Origin of the sequence: Xanthomonas sp. NCPPB 4467, assembly GCF_041475665.2 — a bacterium.
Taxonomy (GTDB): domain Bacteria; phylum Pseudomonadota; class Gammaproteobacteria; order Xanthomonadales; family Xanthomonadaceae; genus Xanthomonas; species Xanthomonas dyei.
In genome coordinates this window covers 839,954-858,338 of the sequence record NZ_CM191260.1, presented here as the reverse complement: position 1 = coordinate 858,338, position 18,385 = coordinate 839,954, and the positions used below count along the sequence as shown (strand labels likewise).

General features: G+C 65.4%; 10 protein-coding genes and 2 other RNA genes. 6 read left to right on the top strand and 6 right to left on the bottom strand.

Features of this window, described 5'->3' with window-relative positions:
- Positions 1–120 precede the first annotated feature (120 nt).
- Entirely contained in the window at positions 121–1,101 is a 981-nt protein-coding gene (locus ACCQ06_RS03680) for a GGDEF domain-containing protein (protein ID WP_228325278.1), read from the bottom strand.
- Positions 1,102–1,341: 240 nt separating this feature from the next.
- A complete protein-coding gene (locus ACCQ06_RS03675; RefSeq protein ID WP_316690220.1) occupies positions 1,342–2,829 on the bottom strand; it encodes a SulP family inorganic anion transporter in 1,488 nt (495 codons plus the stop codon).
- A gap of 211 nt (positions 2,830–3,040) precedes the next feature.
- Between ACCQ06_RS03675 and ACCQ06_RS03670 the strand changes: the two genes are divergently transcribed.
- On the top strand, positions 3,041–4,516 hold the full coding sequence (locus tag ACCQ06_RS03670; protein WP_316690219.1) for a cellulase family glycosylhydrolase: 1,476 nt from the start codon (positions 3,041–3,043) through the stop codon (positions 4,514–4,516).
- A 358-nt stretch (positions 4,517–4,874) separates the two neighbouring features.
- Complete coding sequence (locus tag ACCQ06_RS03665) at positions 4,875–7,007, top strand: methyl-accepting chemotaxis protein (RefSeq protein WP_316692493.1); 2,133 nt, start codon at positions 4,875–4,877, stop codon at positions 7,005–7,007.
- A 305-nt stretch (positions 7,008–7,312) separates the two neighbouring features.
- On the opposite strand, the gene ACCQ06_RS03660 is transcribed toward ACCQ06_RS03665, so the two are convergent.
- Complete coding sequence (locus tag ACCQ06_RS03660) at positions 7,313–9,991, bottom strand: sensor domain-containing diguanylate cyclase (protein WP_316692492.1); 2,679 nt, start codon at positions 9,989–9,991, stop codon at positions 7,313–7,315.
- A gap of 104 nt (positions 9,992–10,095) precedes the next feature.
- Between ACCQ06_RS03660 and ACCQ06_RS03655 the strand changes: the two genes are divergently transcribed.
- Together ACCQ06_RS03655 and ACCQ06_RS03650 are read left to right on the top strand one after the other, a co-directional pair.
- Complete coding sequence (locus ACCQ06_RS03655) at positions 10,096–12,975, top strand: M16 family metallopeptidase (RefSeq protein WP_316690218.1); 2,880 nt, start codon at positions 10,096–10,098, stop codon at positions 12,973–12,975.
- A gap of 747 nt (positions 12,976–13,722) precedes the next feature.
- Positions 13,723–14,655 (top strand): GAF domain-containing protein, encoded by a 933-nt coding sequence (locus ACCQ06_RS03650; protein WP_316690217.1) that lies wholly within the window; start codon positions 13,723–13,725, stop codon positions 14,653–14,655.
- A gap of 80 nt (positions 14,656–14,735) precedes the next feature.
- On the opposite strand, the gene ACCQ06_RS03645 is transcribed toward ACCQ06_RS03650, so the two are convergent.
- Positions 14,736–15,752, bottom strand: coding sequence for a hypothetical protein (locus ACCQ06_RS03645; RefSeq protein WP_228325104.1), 1,017 nt, complete (start codon positions 15,750–15,752; stop codon positions 14,736–14,738).
- 351 nt (positions 15,753–16,103) lie between these two features.
- Between ACCQ06_RS03645 and ACCQ06_RS03640 the strand changes: the two genes are divergently transcribed.
- A non-coding RNA gene (locus ACCQ06_RS03640) (sX9 sRNA) lies at positions 16,104–16,180 on the top strand.
- 95 nt (positions 16,181–16,275) lie between these two features.
- Here ACCQ06_RS03640 and ACCQ06_RS03635 read toward each other — a convergent pair.
- Positions 16,276–16,351: non-coding RNA, sX9 sRNA (locus ACCQ06_RS03635), on the bottom strand.
- Positions 16,352–16,577: 226 nt separating this feature from the next.
- Positions 16,578–17,330, bottom strand: coding sequence for a DNA-formamidopyrimidine glycosylase family protein (locus tag ACCQ06_RS03630; RefSeq protein WP_316690216.1), 753 nt, complete (start codon positions 17,328–17,330; stop codon positions 16,578–16,580).
- A 105-nt stretch (positions 17,331–17,435) separates the two neighbouring features.
- On the opposite strand from ACCQ06_RS03630, the gene ACCQ06_RS03625 reads away from it, so the two are divergent.
- Positions 17,436–18,218, top strand: a complete 783-nt coding sequence (locus ACCQ06_RS03625) for a DUF72 domain-containing protein (protein WP_316690215.1) — start codon at positions 17,436–17,438, stop codon at positions 18,216–18,218.
- Positions 18,219–18,385: the final 167 nt, after the last annotated feature.

Below are 18,385 nucleotides of genomic sequence, written 5' to 3'. Positions count from 1 at the left end.
AGTGTAGCCACCCGCGCGTGCAGGCGGCGGCATGTCGCGGGATGGCCGCCTGCGATGGCCGCGCTGGGCTGCAGCAGCTGTCGGCACGTCTACACGCGGTAGTGCGAGCGCGATGCGCGCTTAAAACAGGTCCACGCTGCCGGTCTGTTGCGTGGTCTGCAGCAATTGCCCGCTGGCGATCAGTTCGGCGTACACCACGGCGCGATTGCGGCCGTGCTGCTTGGCCCAGTACAGCGCCTTGTCCGCCTCATCCAGCAATTGACTGATCATGCGCCCGCCGGTCAGCTCCACGATACCGGTGCTGAGCGTGACCTGCCCGACCTGCGGGAACACATGCTCGGCAACGGCCAGGCGGAAGCGCTCGAACAGGCTGACCGCAACATCGCGCTCCACGCCACGCAGCACGATCACGAATTCTTCGCCGCCGAATCGGAACAGCAGATCGTCCTGGCGGAACGCGCGCTGCATCAACTGCGCCACCAGCAGCAACACTTCATCGCCATACAGATGGCCGAAGGTGTCGTTGACACGCTTGAAGTGATCGATATCCACGATGCCCAGCCAGCTGCTGTCGTTGGCCGGCACATCTGCCCCGCCTGCAAACAGCCGCAGGATCACATCGTCGAAGGTCTTGCGGTTGCGCAGGCCGGTCAAGGCGTCGCGCTGCGCGTCGTCGAGCAGGCTGCGGTAATTCTGGAAGAAGCGCGCAAAGCCCTGCAGCATCGCCTGTTCTGCAACACCGGGCGCGCGTGCACCGCCCACCCGCAGGCAGGTGCGGATACCGCGCGCTTCCATCATCGGATAGACCAATAGCGCCTGGCCATCCTGGTGCAGGTGCAGCACGTCGCCGGGGCCATGCACGTCGGCCAGCTGGGCACGCATCTGCGCGTCCTTGAGCTCGGCTACCGTCAACGACAAGCGGCCGTCGTCGTGCAGGCGGGTTTCGGCCATGGTGCGGCCATCCGGGGCGATGCGCAGCAGCGACAATTCTTCGGCAGCGCAGAGCTCGCGCATGGTGCGCAACAGGCTCAGATCGAGCAGATCGGCATCGCGGATGGCGGTCATATCCACCATCCGTTCCAGCAACGGCGTGGCGCTCATTGATCGCGCAGCCGGTACGCAGGCGCAGGAACGCCTTGCCGCACACGGCGGGCTGGCGGACAACTGGTGTGGCAACGCGCAGGCTTCACGACAACGACCGACAGTCACGATACCGGTGCATCGGCGCCCCAACCGCAAACTTGAGGTCGGGTGGCCGGCCACGCTCAGCGCGCGGGCAGCCGCCGCTGGCAGCAGACACAAACGCCCGCGACGCCCGCGGGGACGGCTGTCCTTGATTGCTCAGGGCAGCGCGGATTCCAGCGCGTCCTCGCCCAGTGCATGCCGCTGCATCAGCCGGCGGCTGCCGGCATTCAGGCCCTTGACCTGCACGTCCAGATCGTGATGCCGCAACCGCTGCACCACCTTGTCCAGCGCCGCCACGGCGGTGATATCCCAGAAATGCGCGCGGCTCACGTCGATCACCACGCCGCGGCCGGGCACCTCGCGCGCGTCGAAGGCGTCGATGAACACATCGGCCGAGGCGAAGAACACCTGCCCGCGCACGTTGTAGGTGCGCACGTCATCTGCGCCATCGGTGTGGGCGATCTGCAGCAGCCCGGCCACCTTGAAGGTAAAGAACACCCCGCTCAGCACCACGCCCACCGCCACGCCGGCAGCAAGATTGTGGGTCACCAGGGTCACCGCCACCGTGGCCAGCATCACCACGCTGGAGGTGCGCGGGTGAGTGATGACGGTGCGCAGCGAGCGCCAGTCGAAGGTCTCGGCCGACACCATGACCATGATGGCCACCAAGGCCACCACCGGCACCTGCGATACCCACGGCTTCAGCAACACCATCAGGATCAGCAGGAACACGCCGGCGAACAAGGTCGACAGCCGGCCACGGCCGCCGTACTTCACGTTGCCAACGGTCTGGCCGATCATGCCGCAGCCGGCAATGCCGCCGAACAGGCTGGCGGCCGTATTGGCGATGCCCAGCCCGGTGCATTCGCGGTTCTTGTTGCTGGGGGTATCGGTAAGTTCGTCGACCACCCGCGCGGTCATCAGCGATTCGAGCAGGCCCACCATGGCGATGGCCAATGCGGGCAAGGCGATGATGCGCAACGTTTCCAGCGTCATCGGCACCGCCGGCCATTGCAGGAACGGCAGCGCATTGGGCAGTTTGCCCAGATCGGCCACGGTCTTCAGCGGCAGGTGCAGGGCGCTGCCGGCGATGGTCAGCAACAAGATGCACAGCAGCGGCGAGGGAATCGCCGACAGGCCGGGCACGCGCAAGCGCGGCAGCCCGTAGATGATCGCCAGACCCACACCGAGCATGGCCCAGGTGGTGAGGTTGGCGCCCAGCAGATGCGGCAGCTGCGCGGCGAAGATCAGCACCGCCAGCGCATTGACGAACCCGGTGCGCACCGAACTGCTGACAAAGCGCATCAACACGCCCAACCGCAGCAGCCCGAACAGGATCTGCACCGCGCCGGCCAGCAGCCCGGCCGCCAGCAGATACGGCAACCCGTGCGCCGCCACCAGCGGTGCGGCCACCAGCGCCACCGATCCGGCCGCAGCAGAAATCATCGCCGGGCGTCCGCCGCAAAACGCAATCACGATGCCGATAACGAATGAGGCGAACAGCCCGACCTGCGGATCGACGCCCGCCACGAAGGCGAACGCAATCACTTCGGGAATCAAGGCAAATGTGGCGACCGCACCGGCCATCAGTTCGCGCGCGGGAGAAGCGCGCCATTGCGCCAGTTCGGCACGCAGCAAAGACATTGGGGGACACTCCGGGGACAAGAAGGACAGCCTGCGGACAGTGCGCAGCGGCAATAGTGTGCGGGAAAGCGACCGCGCCCGCAGCCCGCCTGTGATCCGTGCGCCAATGCGCCTTTCTGTGGCTGCGATCACGCCGCGCGACGCGGGCGCAGACCAAGATGCCCCCCTCACCGCGCTCGGGTGTCGAGCTCGGTTATCTAGGGAGATCACCATGTCCATTTTCAGGACCGCAAGTACACTCGCACTTGCCACCGCGCTGGCCCTGGCCGCCGCGCCGGCATTCAGCTATTCCATCAGCAACAACAAGATCGTCGACGACAGCGGCAAGGTCGTGCAGCTCAAGGGCGTCAACGTGTTCGGCTTTGAGACCGGCAACCATGTCATGCATGGCCTGTGGGCGCGCAACTGGAAGGAGATGATCAACCAGATGCAGGGCCTGGGCTTCAATGCCGTGCGCCTGCCGTTCTGCCCGGCCACGCTGCGCAGCGACACCATGCCCAGCAGCATCGACTACAGCCGTAACGCCGACCTGCAGGGCCTGACCTCGCTTCAGATCCTCGACAAGGTGATCAACGAATTCAACGCACGCGGCATGTACGTGCTGCTGGATCACCACACCCCCGATTGCGCCGGCATTTCCGAGCTCTGGTACACCGGTTCCTACACCGAAGCACAGTGGCTGGCCGATCTGCGCTTTGTCGCCAACCGCTACAAGAACGTGCCGTATGTGCTCGGCCTGGATCTGAAGAACGAGCCGCACGGCGCCGCCACCTGGGGCACCGGCAACGCCGCCACCGACTGGAACAAGGCCGCCGAGCGCGGTTCGGCCGCCGTGCTGGCGGTGGCGCCGAAGTGGATCATCGCGGTGGAAGGCATCACCGATAACCCGGTGTGCTCCACCAACGGCGGCATCTACTGGGGCGGCAACCTGCAACCGCTGGCCTGCACCCCGTTGAACATTCCGGCCAACCGTCTGCTGCTGGCGCCGCACGTGTACGGCCCGGACGTCTACGTGCAGTCGTACTTCAACGACAGCAACTTCCCCAACAACATGCCGGCCATCTGGGACCGTCACTTCGGCCAGTTCGCCGGCAAGTACGCGTTGCTGCTCGGCGAGTTCGGCGGCAAGTACGGCGAAGGCGATGCACGCGACAAGGTGTGGCAGGACGCGCTGGTGAAGTACCTGCGCAGCAAGGGCATCAACGACGGCTTCTACTGGTCGTGGAACCCTAACAGCGGCGATACCGGCGGCATCCTGCGCGACGACTGGACCACCGTGCGCCAGGACAAGATGACGCTGCTGCGCACGTTGTGGGGCACCGTGGGCACTACCACGCCCACGCCCACGCCCACGCCTACCCCGACGCCGACGCCCACACCAACGCCAGCGCCGACACCCACTCCGACACCTACGCCTACGCCGACCCCGGGCACCGGCACCTTCAGCACCAAGGTCATCGTGGACAGCAGCTGGAGCGGCGGCGCGTGCAACCGCGTGCAGGTCACCAACACCGGTACCGGCAGCGGCACCTGGTCGGTGACGGTGCCGGTCGCCGGCACGGTCAACAACGCGTGGAATGTGGTGTGGTCGCAGAGCGGCAGCACCCTGCGCGCAAGTGGCGTGGATTTCAACCGCACGCTGGCCGCCGGTGCAACGGCCGAGTTCGGCTTCTGCGCAGCAAGCTGATGTGAAAGGCGGGTACGCACTGCGTGCCCGCCGTCGTATCGCGCGATCGAACGTCTGGATGTTCAGGAGATGGCGGCACGTCGCGATTGATCGACCAAGCAAGTTGATTGATGTGTTTGGCCTGCGATCTGTCTAACGACAGCACGCCCTTGTAGGAGCGCACCCGGGCGCGATGCGGCCTTTATCGGTAACGCCGCATCGCGCCCGGGTGCGCTCCTACGTTGCATTGGCATTGCGTCTTTATAAGCAGACGCTGCCGCAATCAGTATTCAACCCGCATGTGAATCAGCCGCTATCCATGACATAGCGCCCTGCGCGGCGCGTTCTGGATACCGTTGCCATGCCCGTTGTCTCCCTGTTGCGTCGCCATGTTGCCAATCTCCCGCTGACCCGCAAATTCATCCTGTTGTGCACGCTACTCACTGTGGGCGTGATCCTGCTCGCAGTCGCCGCGGCACGTCTGCAATATCTGGATCTGGTCGAGGCGCGCAAACTCAGCGTCAGGACCGAGGTCGAGATGGGCCTGACGGTGATGCAGCACTACGCCGACAAGGTCAAAAGCGGCGAGCTGACCGCCGATCAGGCAAAGGACGCGGCGCGCACCACGCTGGCCGACATGCGCACCAACGATGGCGTGGATTACTTTTTCATTGTCGACCCGCAGATGCGCATCCTGATGCATCCCAAGCGCCCGGTCGGCACCGACATGTCCGATTACAAGAGCGATGCCGGGCAGTATGTGTATCGCGACATCAAGACCGCCATCGACAGCGGCGATGGCTTCAGCTATTACGACGCGCCCAAGCCAGGCAAGAAAGAACAACTGCCCAAGATCAGCTATGCCAAGACGTTTCCGGCCTGGAACTGGGTGCTGGTGATGGGCGTGTACGCCGAAGACATCCAGGTGCAGGCGTGGGGCTTTACGCGCACACTGACCTTGATCGGCGGCGCACTGGTTGCGATGGTGATCGGCCTGTGCTGGTTGATCGCCTCGGCGATGGCCGCACCGTTACGCGCCGCCTCACGCACCGCCGAGGCGATTGCCTCTGGCCGGTTCGACAACGACATCCGGGTGGAATCGCGCGATGAAACCGGCCAGTTGATGCACAGCATGCAGCAGATGCAAAACCAGCTGCAACGCTTCAACGGCGAGATGCAGACCATGATTCGCCTGCAGCAGGGCGAGAACATCGCGCACCGCATTCCGGAGGATTTTCCCGGCGATTACGGCAGCCTGGCGCATGGCGTGAACACGGTGGTGTTCGAACATCTGGACGCGATCAACGAAGCGATGGATGTGATGAGCGAATACGGCCGCGGCGATCTACGCCGCGACATGCGCCGCCTGCCCGGCCAGCGCGCGGCATTGCACGAAGCGCTGGATACCGTGAAGAGCAACCTGTCGGCGATCAACAGCGACATCGCGCGCTTGGCCGATGCCGCCGCGCGTGGCGACTTCTCCGCACGCGGCGAGCAGTCGCGCTATCAGTTTGCGTTTGCGGAAATGGTGCAGGCCTTGAACCGCCTGATGCAGCAGGCCGATGCCGGTCTGGACGATGTCGGCCGCATCATGGCCGCCATTGCCGACGGCGATCTGTCGCAGCGGGTGGAATCCCATTACGAAGGTGCCTTCGGCCGCCTGGCCGATGCCGCCAACCGCACCGCAATCCAGCTGACCAGCATCGTGCAGGGCATCCAGCATTCGGCCGAGATGATCAATACCGCCGCCGGTGAGATCGCCAGCGGCAACACCGACCTGTCCACACGTACCGAACATCAGGCCGCGAACCTGGAAGAAACCGCCGCATCGATGGAAGAATTGACCTCTACCGTGCGTCAGAATGCAGACAACGCGCGCCAGGCCAATCAACTGGTCAAAGGCACCGGCGATGTCGCCGAAAGCGGCGGCCGTGTGGTGCAGCAAGTGGTCGTCACCATGCAGGCGATCACGCAATCGTCGGCACGTATTTCCGACATCATCGGCGTCATCGATGGCATTGCCTTCCAGACCAATATCCTGGCCTTGAATGCCGCAGTGGAAGCCGCGCGCGCCGGCGAACAGGGCCGCGGCTTTGCGGTGGTCGCAACCGAAGTCCGTGCATTGGCGCAGCGCTCGGCCGGTGCGGCCAAGGAAATCAAACAACTGATTTCCGATTCGGTGGAAAAGGTGGAGCAAGGCTCGGCGCTGGTGCAGCAGGCCGGCAGCACCATGACCGAGGTGGTCAGCTCGGTGAAACGCGTGACCGACATCATGGCCGAGATCACCTCCGCCAGCACCGAGCAGAGCGCTGGTATCGAGCAGGTCAGCACCACGGTGATGCAGCTGGATGAAATGACCCAGCAGAACGCGGCGCTGGTGGAAGAAGCCACCGCGGCGGCGCGCAGCCTGGAAGATCAGGCAGCGGATCTGACGCGCGCAGTGGCCGTGTTCCAACTGGCACCGGCGCAGCCTGCGTCGATGCAGCGCCATCGCGTCGAGCAGGCTGCGTAGTAGTAGTAGAGCAACACTACTGCAGGTAGGCCAAGTCTTGATGCGACAGCACCACGTGGAGCGAGCCACGTCGTGCTGTCGCATCACGTCGAACAAGCTGGGTGGTAAGCGGGATGGCTTGCGGTTGCGCTTCGCGCGGACGCACCCTCATCCGCCCTTCGGGCACCTTCTCCCGAGGGGAGAAGGAACCGCGCGCACTTCGCTGTTCAAGCCCCTCTCCCGCTGGGAGAGGGGTTGGGATGATGGTGCCCCGTCGGCCAATATGCGGCGACAAGCCAAGATACGCATTGCCAATGCCGCTTGTCTCAACGCGCAGCGTCGCGGCGGTTCATGGCTGCGTCCTTGCTGCAGCGCGCGTTCTTTGCGGCGTACATCGCTTCGTCTGCGGCATGCATCAGGCTTGCCGCTTCGGCCTGGTCGCCGTGTTGCCAGGCGATGCCGATGCTGGGTTGGATCGGTAGCCGCTGCCCGCCGAACAGGGCGCCAGCGGAAGCCGCATGGCGGATGCGCTCGGCAACCCGCGCGCAGTCGGCGTCGGGCGTCTGCAGATTGTCCAGCAGCACCACGAATTCGTCGCCGGCCAGACGTGCCACCAGGTAACGGCCTTCCACCGCGCGCTGCAGGCAATGGCCGAACTCCACCAGTACCGCATCGCCGGCGCGGTGGCCGTAGGTGTCGTTGATGCGTTTGAAGCCATCCAGATCCAGAAACATCACCGCCACCGCGCGCTGCAACCGATGCGCCTGCAGCACGGCGGTCTGCAATGCCTCGGTCCAGGCATGGCGGTTGGGCAGGCCGGTCAGCGCATCGCGGGTGGCGCGCTCGTGCATCAGGCGGTGCAAGGTCTTGTGGGCGGTAACGTCCTGCGCCATCAGGAAGAACCCTTGCGCACCGCCCAGCAGGCGTCGGGTTCCTGGCACCAGGGTGATCTCCATATCGCGTGCGTTGCCACCCACGCGCAACACGTGCTCGAAACTGGCGCGCTGCCCGTCGGCCACCTGCGCCAATGCAGTGCGCGCAGTCGCGCTGAGCGGCGCGCCCAGCAGATGCGTGATCGGCGCACCGACCAGGCTGGCCGGCTCCACGCCCAGCCAATCTCGGTGCGCTTCGTTGGCGAACAGGCAGCGCTGGCTGGCATCGAACTGGCTGACCAGCGCCGGGGTGGCATCGCTGATTGCGCGCAAGCGCGCTTCGCTCTCGGCCAGCCGTTCGGCGGCCACATGGCGCTCGGTGACGTCCTGGATCTGCGACACAAAATGCACCGGGGCACCACTGCCGTCGCGCACCAGCGACACCGACAACTGCGCCCAGATCACCGCGCCTTGCTGGCTGATGTAGCGCTTGGCCAGGCTGTAGCTGTCGCGCTTGCCGGCGATCAATTCCTGCACCAGTTGCAGATCCATTTGCAGATCGTCCGGGTGGGTGATCTGCTGGAAGGTCGTGCGCAGCAATTGCTCGCGCGGGTAGCCGAGAATGCTGCACAAGGACGGATTGACGTCGCGCCAGGCGCCCTCCAGCGAAACGATCGCCATGCCTTGCGGTGCGGTTTCGAAGGCGCCGGTGAAGCGTTCGGCGGCCAGCTGCGCGGCGGCCTGCGCCTGCAGCTCCGCAGTGACATCGATGGCCATGGCCAGATACCCGGCAAGCCCTTGTTGCGCATCGTGGATGACGTTGAAGCACAGCCGCACCCGGCGCAACTCGCCGTCCTTGCGCACCAGCGTCCACAGTTCTTCGGTCAGCACATTGCCGGCGGCCGCCGCCGCCAGTTCCACATACGCCGGCGGCGACAACGCCAACGTGGCCATGTGGCGCTCCAGCTCGGCCTGCAGATGGAACCGCGACGGGCAGCTGCCCAGCACTTCGTCGGCCGCGTAGCCCAGCAGTTGTTCGGCACCGGGATTGAACAACTCGATGCGCCCCTGCGGGTCGAAGGCGATGATCGCCACGTCCTGCGAGGCATCCACCAGCGCCTGCAGCCGCGCGCGCTCGGCAGACAAGGCCGCCGACGCATCCCGCAGCTGGGTGATGTCGTGCATCACGCATACCGCGCCCAACGCAGTACCCTTGTCGCCGACCACCGGATCTGCATTGCACAGCACGCTGCGCGGAGGCTGCCCGTTGGCACGGATCACCAGTTCGGCATTGCGCACGTGCTCGCCGCGCCAGGCACGCAGCAGCGGGATGGCCTCGGTGGGCAGCAGAGCGTTGCCGTCTGCGCTGTACAGATCGAAATGCTGCGCCCATTGCGCCGGTGGCAGCACGCGCGGGTCGGTGCCATGCCATTGCCGCGCGGCGTTGTTGAACTCGCGCAGCAGGCCGTCGGTGCCGCAGGCCACCACGCCGTCGGGCATGGCTTCCAGCAACATGCTCAAGGTTTGCCGTTGCGCCTGCGCATCGCGCCGATCGCGACGCGCTTCCAGCTGGCCGACCGCCTGCCGCGCCAGACGGATCAGCGCCTGTTTCTGATGGTCCTCGAGCACGCGCGATTGGGTGCTGAGCGTGCACAGGGTACCGTAGGCATAGCCTTCGCGGCCGATCAGCGGCACGCCGACGTAGGAACGCACCCCGGGTGCGGCGATCACCAATGGGTTGTTGACGAAGCGTGGGTCGGCCTCGGCATCGGGGATCTCCATCAACTCGGTGCCCATCACCGCGTAGGAGCAGAACGACACGCTACGCTGTGTGCCTTCCAGGTCGGTGCCGCAACGCGCCTTGAACCATTGCCGGTCGGCATCCAGCAACGACACCAGTGCCATCGGCGCGCCGCTGACATGCGCCGCCAGCCACGCGATATCGTCGAACTCGGGCTCGGCTTCGGTGTCCAGCACGCCCAGACGGCGGACCGCGTCCACGCGCAAAGCATCGTTGGCGGGAATCGGCACGGGCGGCAACAGGACGGTCATGGCGTGATCGGCGGGCGGCGTGTGGGCAAGGTAGGTCGCACCAGGTAACGGCGAGGCGACGATCAACTTGAGTGCACCCAGCCGTGGCTGCTTTGGGGCCTATCCCACCCCCCATGCCGAACAGCATTTGCGGCCTCGCCAAGCAGCCACTACCCTCGGCCGATTGTCCTGCTCTGGAGTGTCACATGCTGCGTCCGTTGTCCTTGTTGATCGCCGGCGTGCTCGGCGTCGCTGCCGGTACCGTTCCGCCCGTCGCACAGGCCGCCCCGGCCAGCCTGTCCAAGACCGCGGACAGCAGCGCCATTCCCGACATCGCCTACACCCGCTTCACCCTGCCCAACGGCCTGACCGTGGTGGTGCACGAGGACCACAAGGCGCCGGTGGTGGCGGTGAGCATCTGGTACCACATCGGTTCCGGCGACGAGCCGGCCGGCAAGACCGGCTTTGCGCATCTGTTCGAGCATCTGATGTTCTCCGGCTCGGAAAACAACAAGGGCAGCTTCTTTGCGCCGCTGGAACAGGTCGGCACCACCGACATGAACGGCACCACCTGGTTCGACCGCACCAACTACTTCGAAACCGTACCGACCACCGCGCTGGATACCGCGCTCTGGCTGGAATCGGACCGCATGGGCCACCTGCTCGGCGCCATCGGCCAGGAAGAACTCGACACCCAGCGCGGCGTGGTGCAGAACGAAAAGCGCCAGGGCGAAAACCGCCCCTATGGCCGGGTGGACCAGAACATCCTGTCCAACCTGTTCCCGGCCAACCACCCGTACCAGCACGACACCATCGGCTCGATGGAAGATCTGGACGCGGCCTCGCTGGGCGACGTCAAACAGTGGTTCAACGACAACTACGGCGCCGCCAACACCACCCTGGTGCTGGCCGGCGACATCACCGTGGCGCAGGCGCGCGCCAAGGCACTGCAGTACTTCGGCGATATCCCGTCCGGCAAGCCGGTGGCGCGTCAGCAGCCGTGGGTCACCCCGCTGGCCGCGCAGAAGCGCGGCGTGCAGCACGACCATGTCTCGCAGCCGCGCATCTACCGCACCTGGGCCGCGCCGCAGCTGGGCACCGACGACATGATCCAACTGGATCTGGCCACCACCGTGCTGGGTGGCGGCAAGACCTCGCGGCTGTATCAGCGCCTGGTCTATCAGGACAAGCTGGTCGATGACGTGTCCGCCTCGGTGCAGCCGTTTGCGCTGTCCAGCCAGATGCAGATCCAGGCCGACGTCAAGGACGGCGTGGACCCGGCCAAGGTCGAGGCGGTGATCGACGAAGAACTCAAGAAATTCATCGCACAAGGCCCGACTGCCGACGAGTTGCAGCGCGCGCAGGTGGCCTACCGCGCCGGCTTCGTGCGCGGGCTGGAAAAGGTCGGTGGCTTCACCGGCAAGGCGGTGCTCCTGGCCGAGGGCCAGGTCTATCGCGGCGACCCGGGTGCCTACAAGAAAGATCTGCAGCGCGGCCAGGCCGCCACCGTGGACAGCGTCAAGCAGGCCTCCGCCACCTGGTTCGGCAAGGGCGACTATCTGCTCACCGTACTGCCGGCCGGCAAGGATTTCGACCCGGCTGCCGAAGACAAGGCGGTGGTCGCGCGCGCCGCCGAACCGGGCAAGCCGGTGCCCAAGCTGCCCGCCGCGGGTAAATACACCGTCACCGCTTCGAACGTGAATCGCAGCACCGGCGTGCCCAAGACCACCCAGTTCCCTGACCTGAGCTTCCCCAAACTGCAGCGCGGCAAGCTGAAGAACGGCATCGAAGTGGTACTGGCCGAGCGCCACACCATCCCGGTTACCCAGGTCGAGTTGCTGTTCGACGCCGGTTACGCCGCCGACCAGGGTAAGAAGCTCGGCACCGCCAGCTTCAGCGCCGCCCTGATGAACGAGAGCACCGCGTCGCTGGATTCGGTGGAAGTGGCCCAGCGCAAGCAGCGCCTGGGCGCGATCACCGGCGTCGGCTGCGATCTGGATAGCTGCAGCGCCTCGCTCAATGCCCTCAACGACCAATTGCAGCCATCGCTGCAGTTGTTCTCCGACATCGTGCGCAACCCGGCGTTCAAACCGTCGGACATCGAACGCATCCGTGGCCAGTGGCTGGCCGGCATCGCGCAGGAAAAGACCAAACCCACCAGCCTGGGCCTGCGTGCGCTGCCGCCGCTGCTGTACGGCGACAAGCATCCGTACGGGATCCCGCTCACCGGCAGCGGCACCGAGGCGGCGATCAAGAGCCTCAATGCCAAGGACCTGCAAGCCTTCCATGGCCAGTGGCTGCGCCCGGACAACCTGCGCATCCTGGTCGCCGGCGACACCACGCTGGCGCAGATCATCCCGCAACTGGATGCGGCATTCGGCGACTGGAAGGCCCCGGACAGCCCGCTGCCGAAGAAGAACCTGGTCGACGTGGCCGTGCAGCCCAAACCACGTGTGTACCTGATCAACCGCCCGGATGCGCCGCAGTCGGTGATCCTGGCCGGCCTGCTCGCACCGTCGACCAAGACCCAGGACAACCTGGCCATCGGCGTGGCCGACGATGCCTTCGGCGGCACCTTCACTTCGCGGTTGAACATGAACCTGCGCGAGAACAAGCGCTGGGCCTACGGTGCCGGCACCCGGCTGATGGATGCCCAGGGCCAGCGGCCGTATCTGTTCTCCGCACCGGTGCAGACCGACAAGACCGCCGAGTCGGCCAACGAGATCCTCAAGGAAGCCCGGGCCATCGTCGGCGACAAGCCGCTGACCGACGAGGAGATCGAAAAGATCAAGAACCAGAGCATCCGCGCCCTGCCCGGCAGCTACGAAACCACCACCGCCGTGCTCGGCGCGATCGAGGGCATCGTGCAGTTCGACCGCCCGGACGACTACGTGCAGACGCTCAAGCCGCGCCTGGAAGCGATCGACCAACCGGCCGCGCAGAAGGCCATCGCACAGATCATCAAGCCCGACGCAATGACCTGGGTGATCGTGGGCGACCTGAAGAAGATCGAAGCCCCGGTGCGCGCGCTCAAGCTGGGCGAAGTGCAGGTACTGGACGCCGACGGCAAGCCGGTCAAGCGCTGACTCGGTGCCTGTGCCCCCGCCCGTTTGCCAGATGCAGACGGGCGGGGGCAGTGATGGGTTGGTTCGGCATGGATGGTTTAGGTGATTCGTCGGTCGGTTGGCCGGTCGATCGATCAATTGGTCGCTAGGTTGTTCGATTGGTTGGTTGGCCGACCGTGGATTGGCCGCCTGTTCGCTTGTTTGGCCGGTTGTGGAGTAGCCCGTTGAGCAATGACCGAGCCAGTGGTCAGCCGGGCATTGGATTGCCCGGCTGTTCGCGTGGTCGATCGACTGGTCGGCTAGTCGTGCGCCGTTTGCAATCGGCCCGTTACGCTATCCGCACCACACCGCCGCCCGACTATGTTTGGGCCAGCGGCTATTTGATTGCTCGATCGCTCGCTCGACTGTTTCGTTGATTGACTGCTGGCGGCTGGCAATCAGCAGTAGCCGCAGCTGGACCATCGGCACTTGGCATTGCGGCCCGCTCAAGCTGAGCCGTACGCCACACCCCACGCATCCGTGCAGCACTTCGATTTCCAGCGGCGGCAACTGCTGGAGCGAACGACAAAACGACCGCGCTCACCGCCGGGCGGGCGCGGCCGGTCTACGTTACGGCATCCACCGCTCATACAGTGCGGTTCTAAGTGCGCCGCCCATACGCAGCTGACAACCGCTCGCCGCCTCTTAGCCGCCCTAAATATCGACGCCATGTTATCGGCCGCTCCGGTAAGGTTGGCGGCTGTCCTCGACAAGTAATTGGCCGATTCGATGAAAGAGATGCCGACGGTAGATGAAGCCTCCCGCCAGCAGGTCCTCGATGGGTATCGCATCGTCGACAGCCTGCCGGAAGAGACGTATCAGGACATCGTTCGGGTGGCCGCATCGCTGTGCGATACGCCCATTGCGCTGATGTCGCTGGTGGATCGCGACCGCCAATGGTTCAAGGCCCAACTGGGTCTGGGGCTGCAACAGACCGATCGCAGCCAGGCGGTGTGCGACCACGCCATTCGCGACCCGAGCCACCTGTTGGAAGTGCCGGACCTGACCAAGGACCCGCGGTTTCGCGATATTTCCGTGGTCACCGGCGACACCGGCGCACGCTTCTACGCAGGCATGCCGTTGGTGACGACCGAAGGCGTGGCGCTGGGCACCGTGTGCGTGCTCGATATCGAACCGCGCACGCTCAACGACCTGCAGCGCACCGGCTTGCAGGCGCTGGCTCGCGTCACCATGAACTTGCTGGACGCACGCCAGGAAGCGCTGCACCAGGAGCGCGCGGCCATCCTGCAGCCGGCCGCCGCCGCCGCGGCAACTGCGCTGGATGCCGAAGCGCCGTACCGGCTGGTGATTCTGGAAGTGCAGGAGCTGGCCGCCCTGGCCGAACGCCAGAGCGAACGGCTGCTTGGCCGCAGCTTGCAACAGCTCGACCAGGCATTTGCCGCACTCGTGCAGGGGCCGGGCAATAGCATCGACCGGGTCACCGAGAGCGCGGAATTCATCGCCGTCCTGCGTGGCCCCGATGCCGATCGCACGCTGCAACAGCTGCGCGACGTCGCGCACTTGCAACATGCACTCGGGCTGACGGTCTTACTCGGCGAAGCACAAGCCACCCGCGCCGACGAACCGATCGGCCAGGTCTTTTTACGCGCGGAAATTGCGCTGAGCGCAGAGAAGGATCGTTACCGGCAGAGTCTGGCGTAGGCGGCTTCGCCGCTGCCGTACCACCCCGTACGAACGCCCTGCCTTTGAGCCAAATTTACAGCGCACCGTAAATGCCCCACCTACCCCACCGCGCACTGCTTCAATTGCCGGTCGGCATACCACAGCGCGCGGCGGGCCAGGTCGTAGGCGCTGTCTGCCTGACGTGGCAACAGCTGTGCAGCCATCACCGGATCGGCGCCGTTGTTGAGCGCGTGTTCGGCGCGCTCCAGGTCGGACAAATGCGTGCGGACCGGCGACAACAACGATTTGCGCTTGGACGCATCGCAGCGGGCACTGCGTTGTTCCAGCGCTACCAATGCCTCGCGGATGCGGCGGCTGGCTTCGCCCTTGAGGTCGGGTAAGGTTTCGTGCGCGATCGGCGCGGCCTTGTACGCATCGCCGGTGGCTTCGCTGCCCATTTCGGCCTGATTTCCAGCCAATGCAGGATTGAAGCGCACATCCGGCGGCGGCCGCGCCTTGGCCACCTGCGTCTGCGGCCCGTTGAGCATGTCGTTGAACTTCTTCATGCCGCGATTCATTTCCTGCATCGCCACATCGCCCAACGTGCCGTCGCTCTTCCAATCCTTGGCAAAGCGCGTGTCCTGGTACTGCACCGGGTTGACCCGTTCCATCACATTGCGTGCCTTGGCCTGCGCCCGCGCGTCGGTCATGCCCGGCGGCACTGCGTCGCCTTGCGCCATCGGGTCGACCTTGGTGTCGAGCGGCATGCGCAGACGGCCCTCGCGGGTATAGAGCTGCGCTGCCATCGATGCATCGGCCGGCGCGTTGGCGGCGGCGACCTGGCGTTGCGGCGGCGGGGTGCGCGTGGGCGGTGGCGCGCGGCGGGCAGCCGATGCGGAAGCGGCGGTGGCGCGTTGTTGCCGCTTGGGCTGCTCCTGCGGCGGCGGCTCGGTCGGCGCCGGCTGCGTCACTTGCGGACGCGGCAGGAAATACACCTGCAGGCTCTCGTCTTGTTGTGCAGTCGGGCGCGGAGCCGGCATATACAGCAACAGGCACGCAAGAAAAAACAGGATCGCGCCCGTGCATGCGGCTGCAGCAACATGCGGGACAAGCGCTTCCTTCCTGCGGGTAGTCACAATGCGGGAGACCGATAAGGTGAGAGACGGGCACCGCACCACCAACCCCGATGCGGAACGCGCAAATCTAGCGGCAGCGACGCTTACGCGCGTTTGAAATTCGTTGTCTGCCCGAAAGGGACCAGCCGCCATTCACATTGAGCGCACGCTTTGGCTGAACCGTTCGCCTCATCGGCCGACGTGCGCAATGTTCGGTACCCGATGACCTGCCGGCAGGCCAGGCCCGCTCACTGCATGACACGAGCGCACCTCGGCACGTCTGGGCGCGCCAGCTTCTGTATATCGGCCGGCACCGGCAGACGATCGGCTAACAGAACGATGGGACTCGTCGCCAGGCGTGCGCAGTGCGCCGCGTCGCACCCATACATTCCGGTTCTGAGTGCGCCGTCCTCACCCATCCGACGACCGCTCGCCCCGCTCTGTTCGCCGCTTTACGTTCGATACCATCCACGTGCATGCGCTGCGCTGGATGATGCAGGGAACCTCATCGCACAATCGCCTGCAGTTCGGGCGGCTTTAGAGCGGCTAACAAAACGTAGCGAGCAGTCGTCAGGTGGGTGTGGACGGCGCGGAGGAACCGGAGTGTACGGGTGGTACATGAGGATTCCGAGCACCGGCCGCGCCCGCCTGGCGGCTGCACAGTAGTTTTGTTAGCGGCTCTTAATAGCGATGATGCCAACGCGCAATCACCTGCCGATGTCCGCGACCGGCTCGCTGAGAGTTCGCCTGGACATGCAGTGCTGACATACACCTGATCCAGACCCTCTCGCAGCCGCGCACCAAGGAGTGCATCTACGCAGCAATCGGCAAGCGAACCGACTGCGCCTATGCGTCCTCTGCCCGGTACAGCCGCTGACACACCTCGCAGAAAAATGCGCGTCGTCCGGCCTTGCCCAGATGTTTTCGATACTGCAGGGGCGCGCCGTCGCGCGGGCAGCTGGTCTTGGTGTGTACCTGGTAGTGCTGCTTCAGCACAAAGGCTTTCTTCCAGGTGTAGAAATCGAAACTGTACGCGCGCGCCTGGGTCACCAGCTCGCCGAGCTTGCGCGCCGGCAACCCACCCACTGCGCTTTGCGGATGCACACGGATGCGGTGCAACACCTCGTTCTTGATGATGTTGCCGACCCCGGCAAAAATCGTCTGGTCCAGCAAGGCATCGGCTGCAAGCATGCCGGGTGCGGCACGTAATTTACGCCGTGCCTGCGCCGCATCCCACAGCGGATTCATCACATCTGCGGTCCAGTCGTAGACCTCATCCAGTGGGCGTTCGATGAACTGCACCGAGCATGCATAAAAATTCAGGCGCTCACCCTTGGAAAATTCCAGACTCAGCCGCGGCACCGCATTGGGCTTGTCTTCGTTGATGCGATAACTGCCGAACAACAAAAAGTGGATGCGCACGCTGAACTGCGCGCATTCGATCAGCAAGTGCTTGCCCCAACTGCGCAGGGCCAGCACTTTTTGTTGATCCAGGCGCGCGATGTCCAGCTTGCTGTTTCCGCTCACGTGCAGGATTTTGCGGCCGACAAACGCGGCAGTGTCTTCGCGCAGGATGACGAGTGTGGGACCTTCTGGCATGCGTCCAGTATCGAAGGCGATCGTGAGTTGGCCGTGATCGCGACGCACACGCAATGCTGACAGGCGGACCTGCATAGAGGGCTGCCGCACAGCGCATTCCCTGTCATGCCCGCTCGCTTTCCGATCGCCGATACACGTGTGCGTTGCGGCTGCGCAGGCTGGTCGATTCCCGCCGTAGGCCGCGCGCGCTTCGGCACAGGCGCCACGGTGCTGCAACCTTACGCAACGCGCTTTGACGCGGTGGAAATCAACTCTTCGTTCTATCGCCCGCATCGCGCCAGCACCTACGCGCGTTGGGCCGACAGCGTGCCTGAAGATTTCCGTTTTTCGGTCAAGCTGCCGCGCAGCATCAGCCACGATGCGCGCCTGCGCGGTACCGGCCCGTTGCTCGACGCGTTTTTGGCGCAAGCCGGCGCGCTGGGCACGCGACTCGGGTGCCTGCTGGTGCAACTGCCGCCCAGCGCCGCCTTCGATGCACGGGTGGCGGCCAGGTTCTTCGCACTGCGGCGGCGGCGCTGGCAGGGCGCTGTGGTCTGCGAGCCGCGCCACGCCAGCTGGTTGCTGCCAGCGGCGGTGGCGGTGGCGCTGCCGACGCGCCACCGCATCGCGCGCTGCGCCGCCGACCCTGCGCCGGTACCCCGGGCAGCAACACCGGACGCGAGCGTCGCCCCGCCCTACTGGCGCTGGCATGGCAGCGCGCGCGTCTATTACAGCAGCGACGACGAGCGCGCGCTGCAGGCGCTGGCCGATGCAGTGCGCGCCACGCCACACGTTGCGCGGCAGCCGCCAGCCGAACGCGGGGTGATCTTCGACAACACCGCCGCCGGCCTGGCCGTGCCCAACGCGCGCAGGCTGCAGGCGATGCTGTGGGTCGAACGCGGGGTGTAGGCCTGCGACAGCGCCCGCTGCACGCGGTTGCGCCATTGCCCGCCGACGCTTGCACGTCGACACGCCGGTCCCAGCTGTACAGGCCGGCGCGTCAGGGACACCAATGCCCAGGCCCTACATGCGCCAGGTCGCCGGTGCCACGCAAAGCGCTACGCGGCAGATGACCC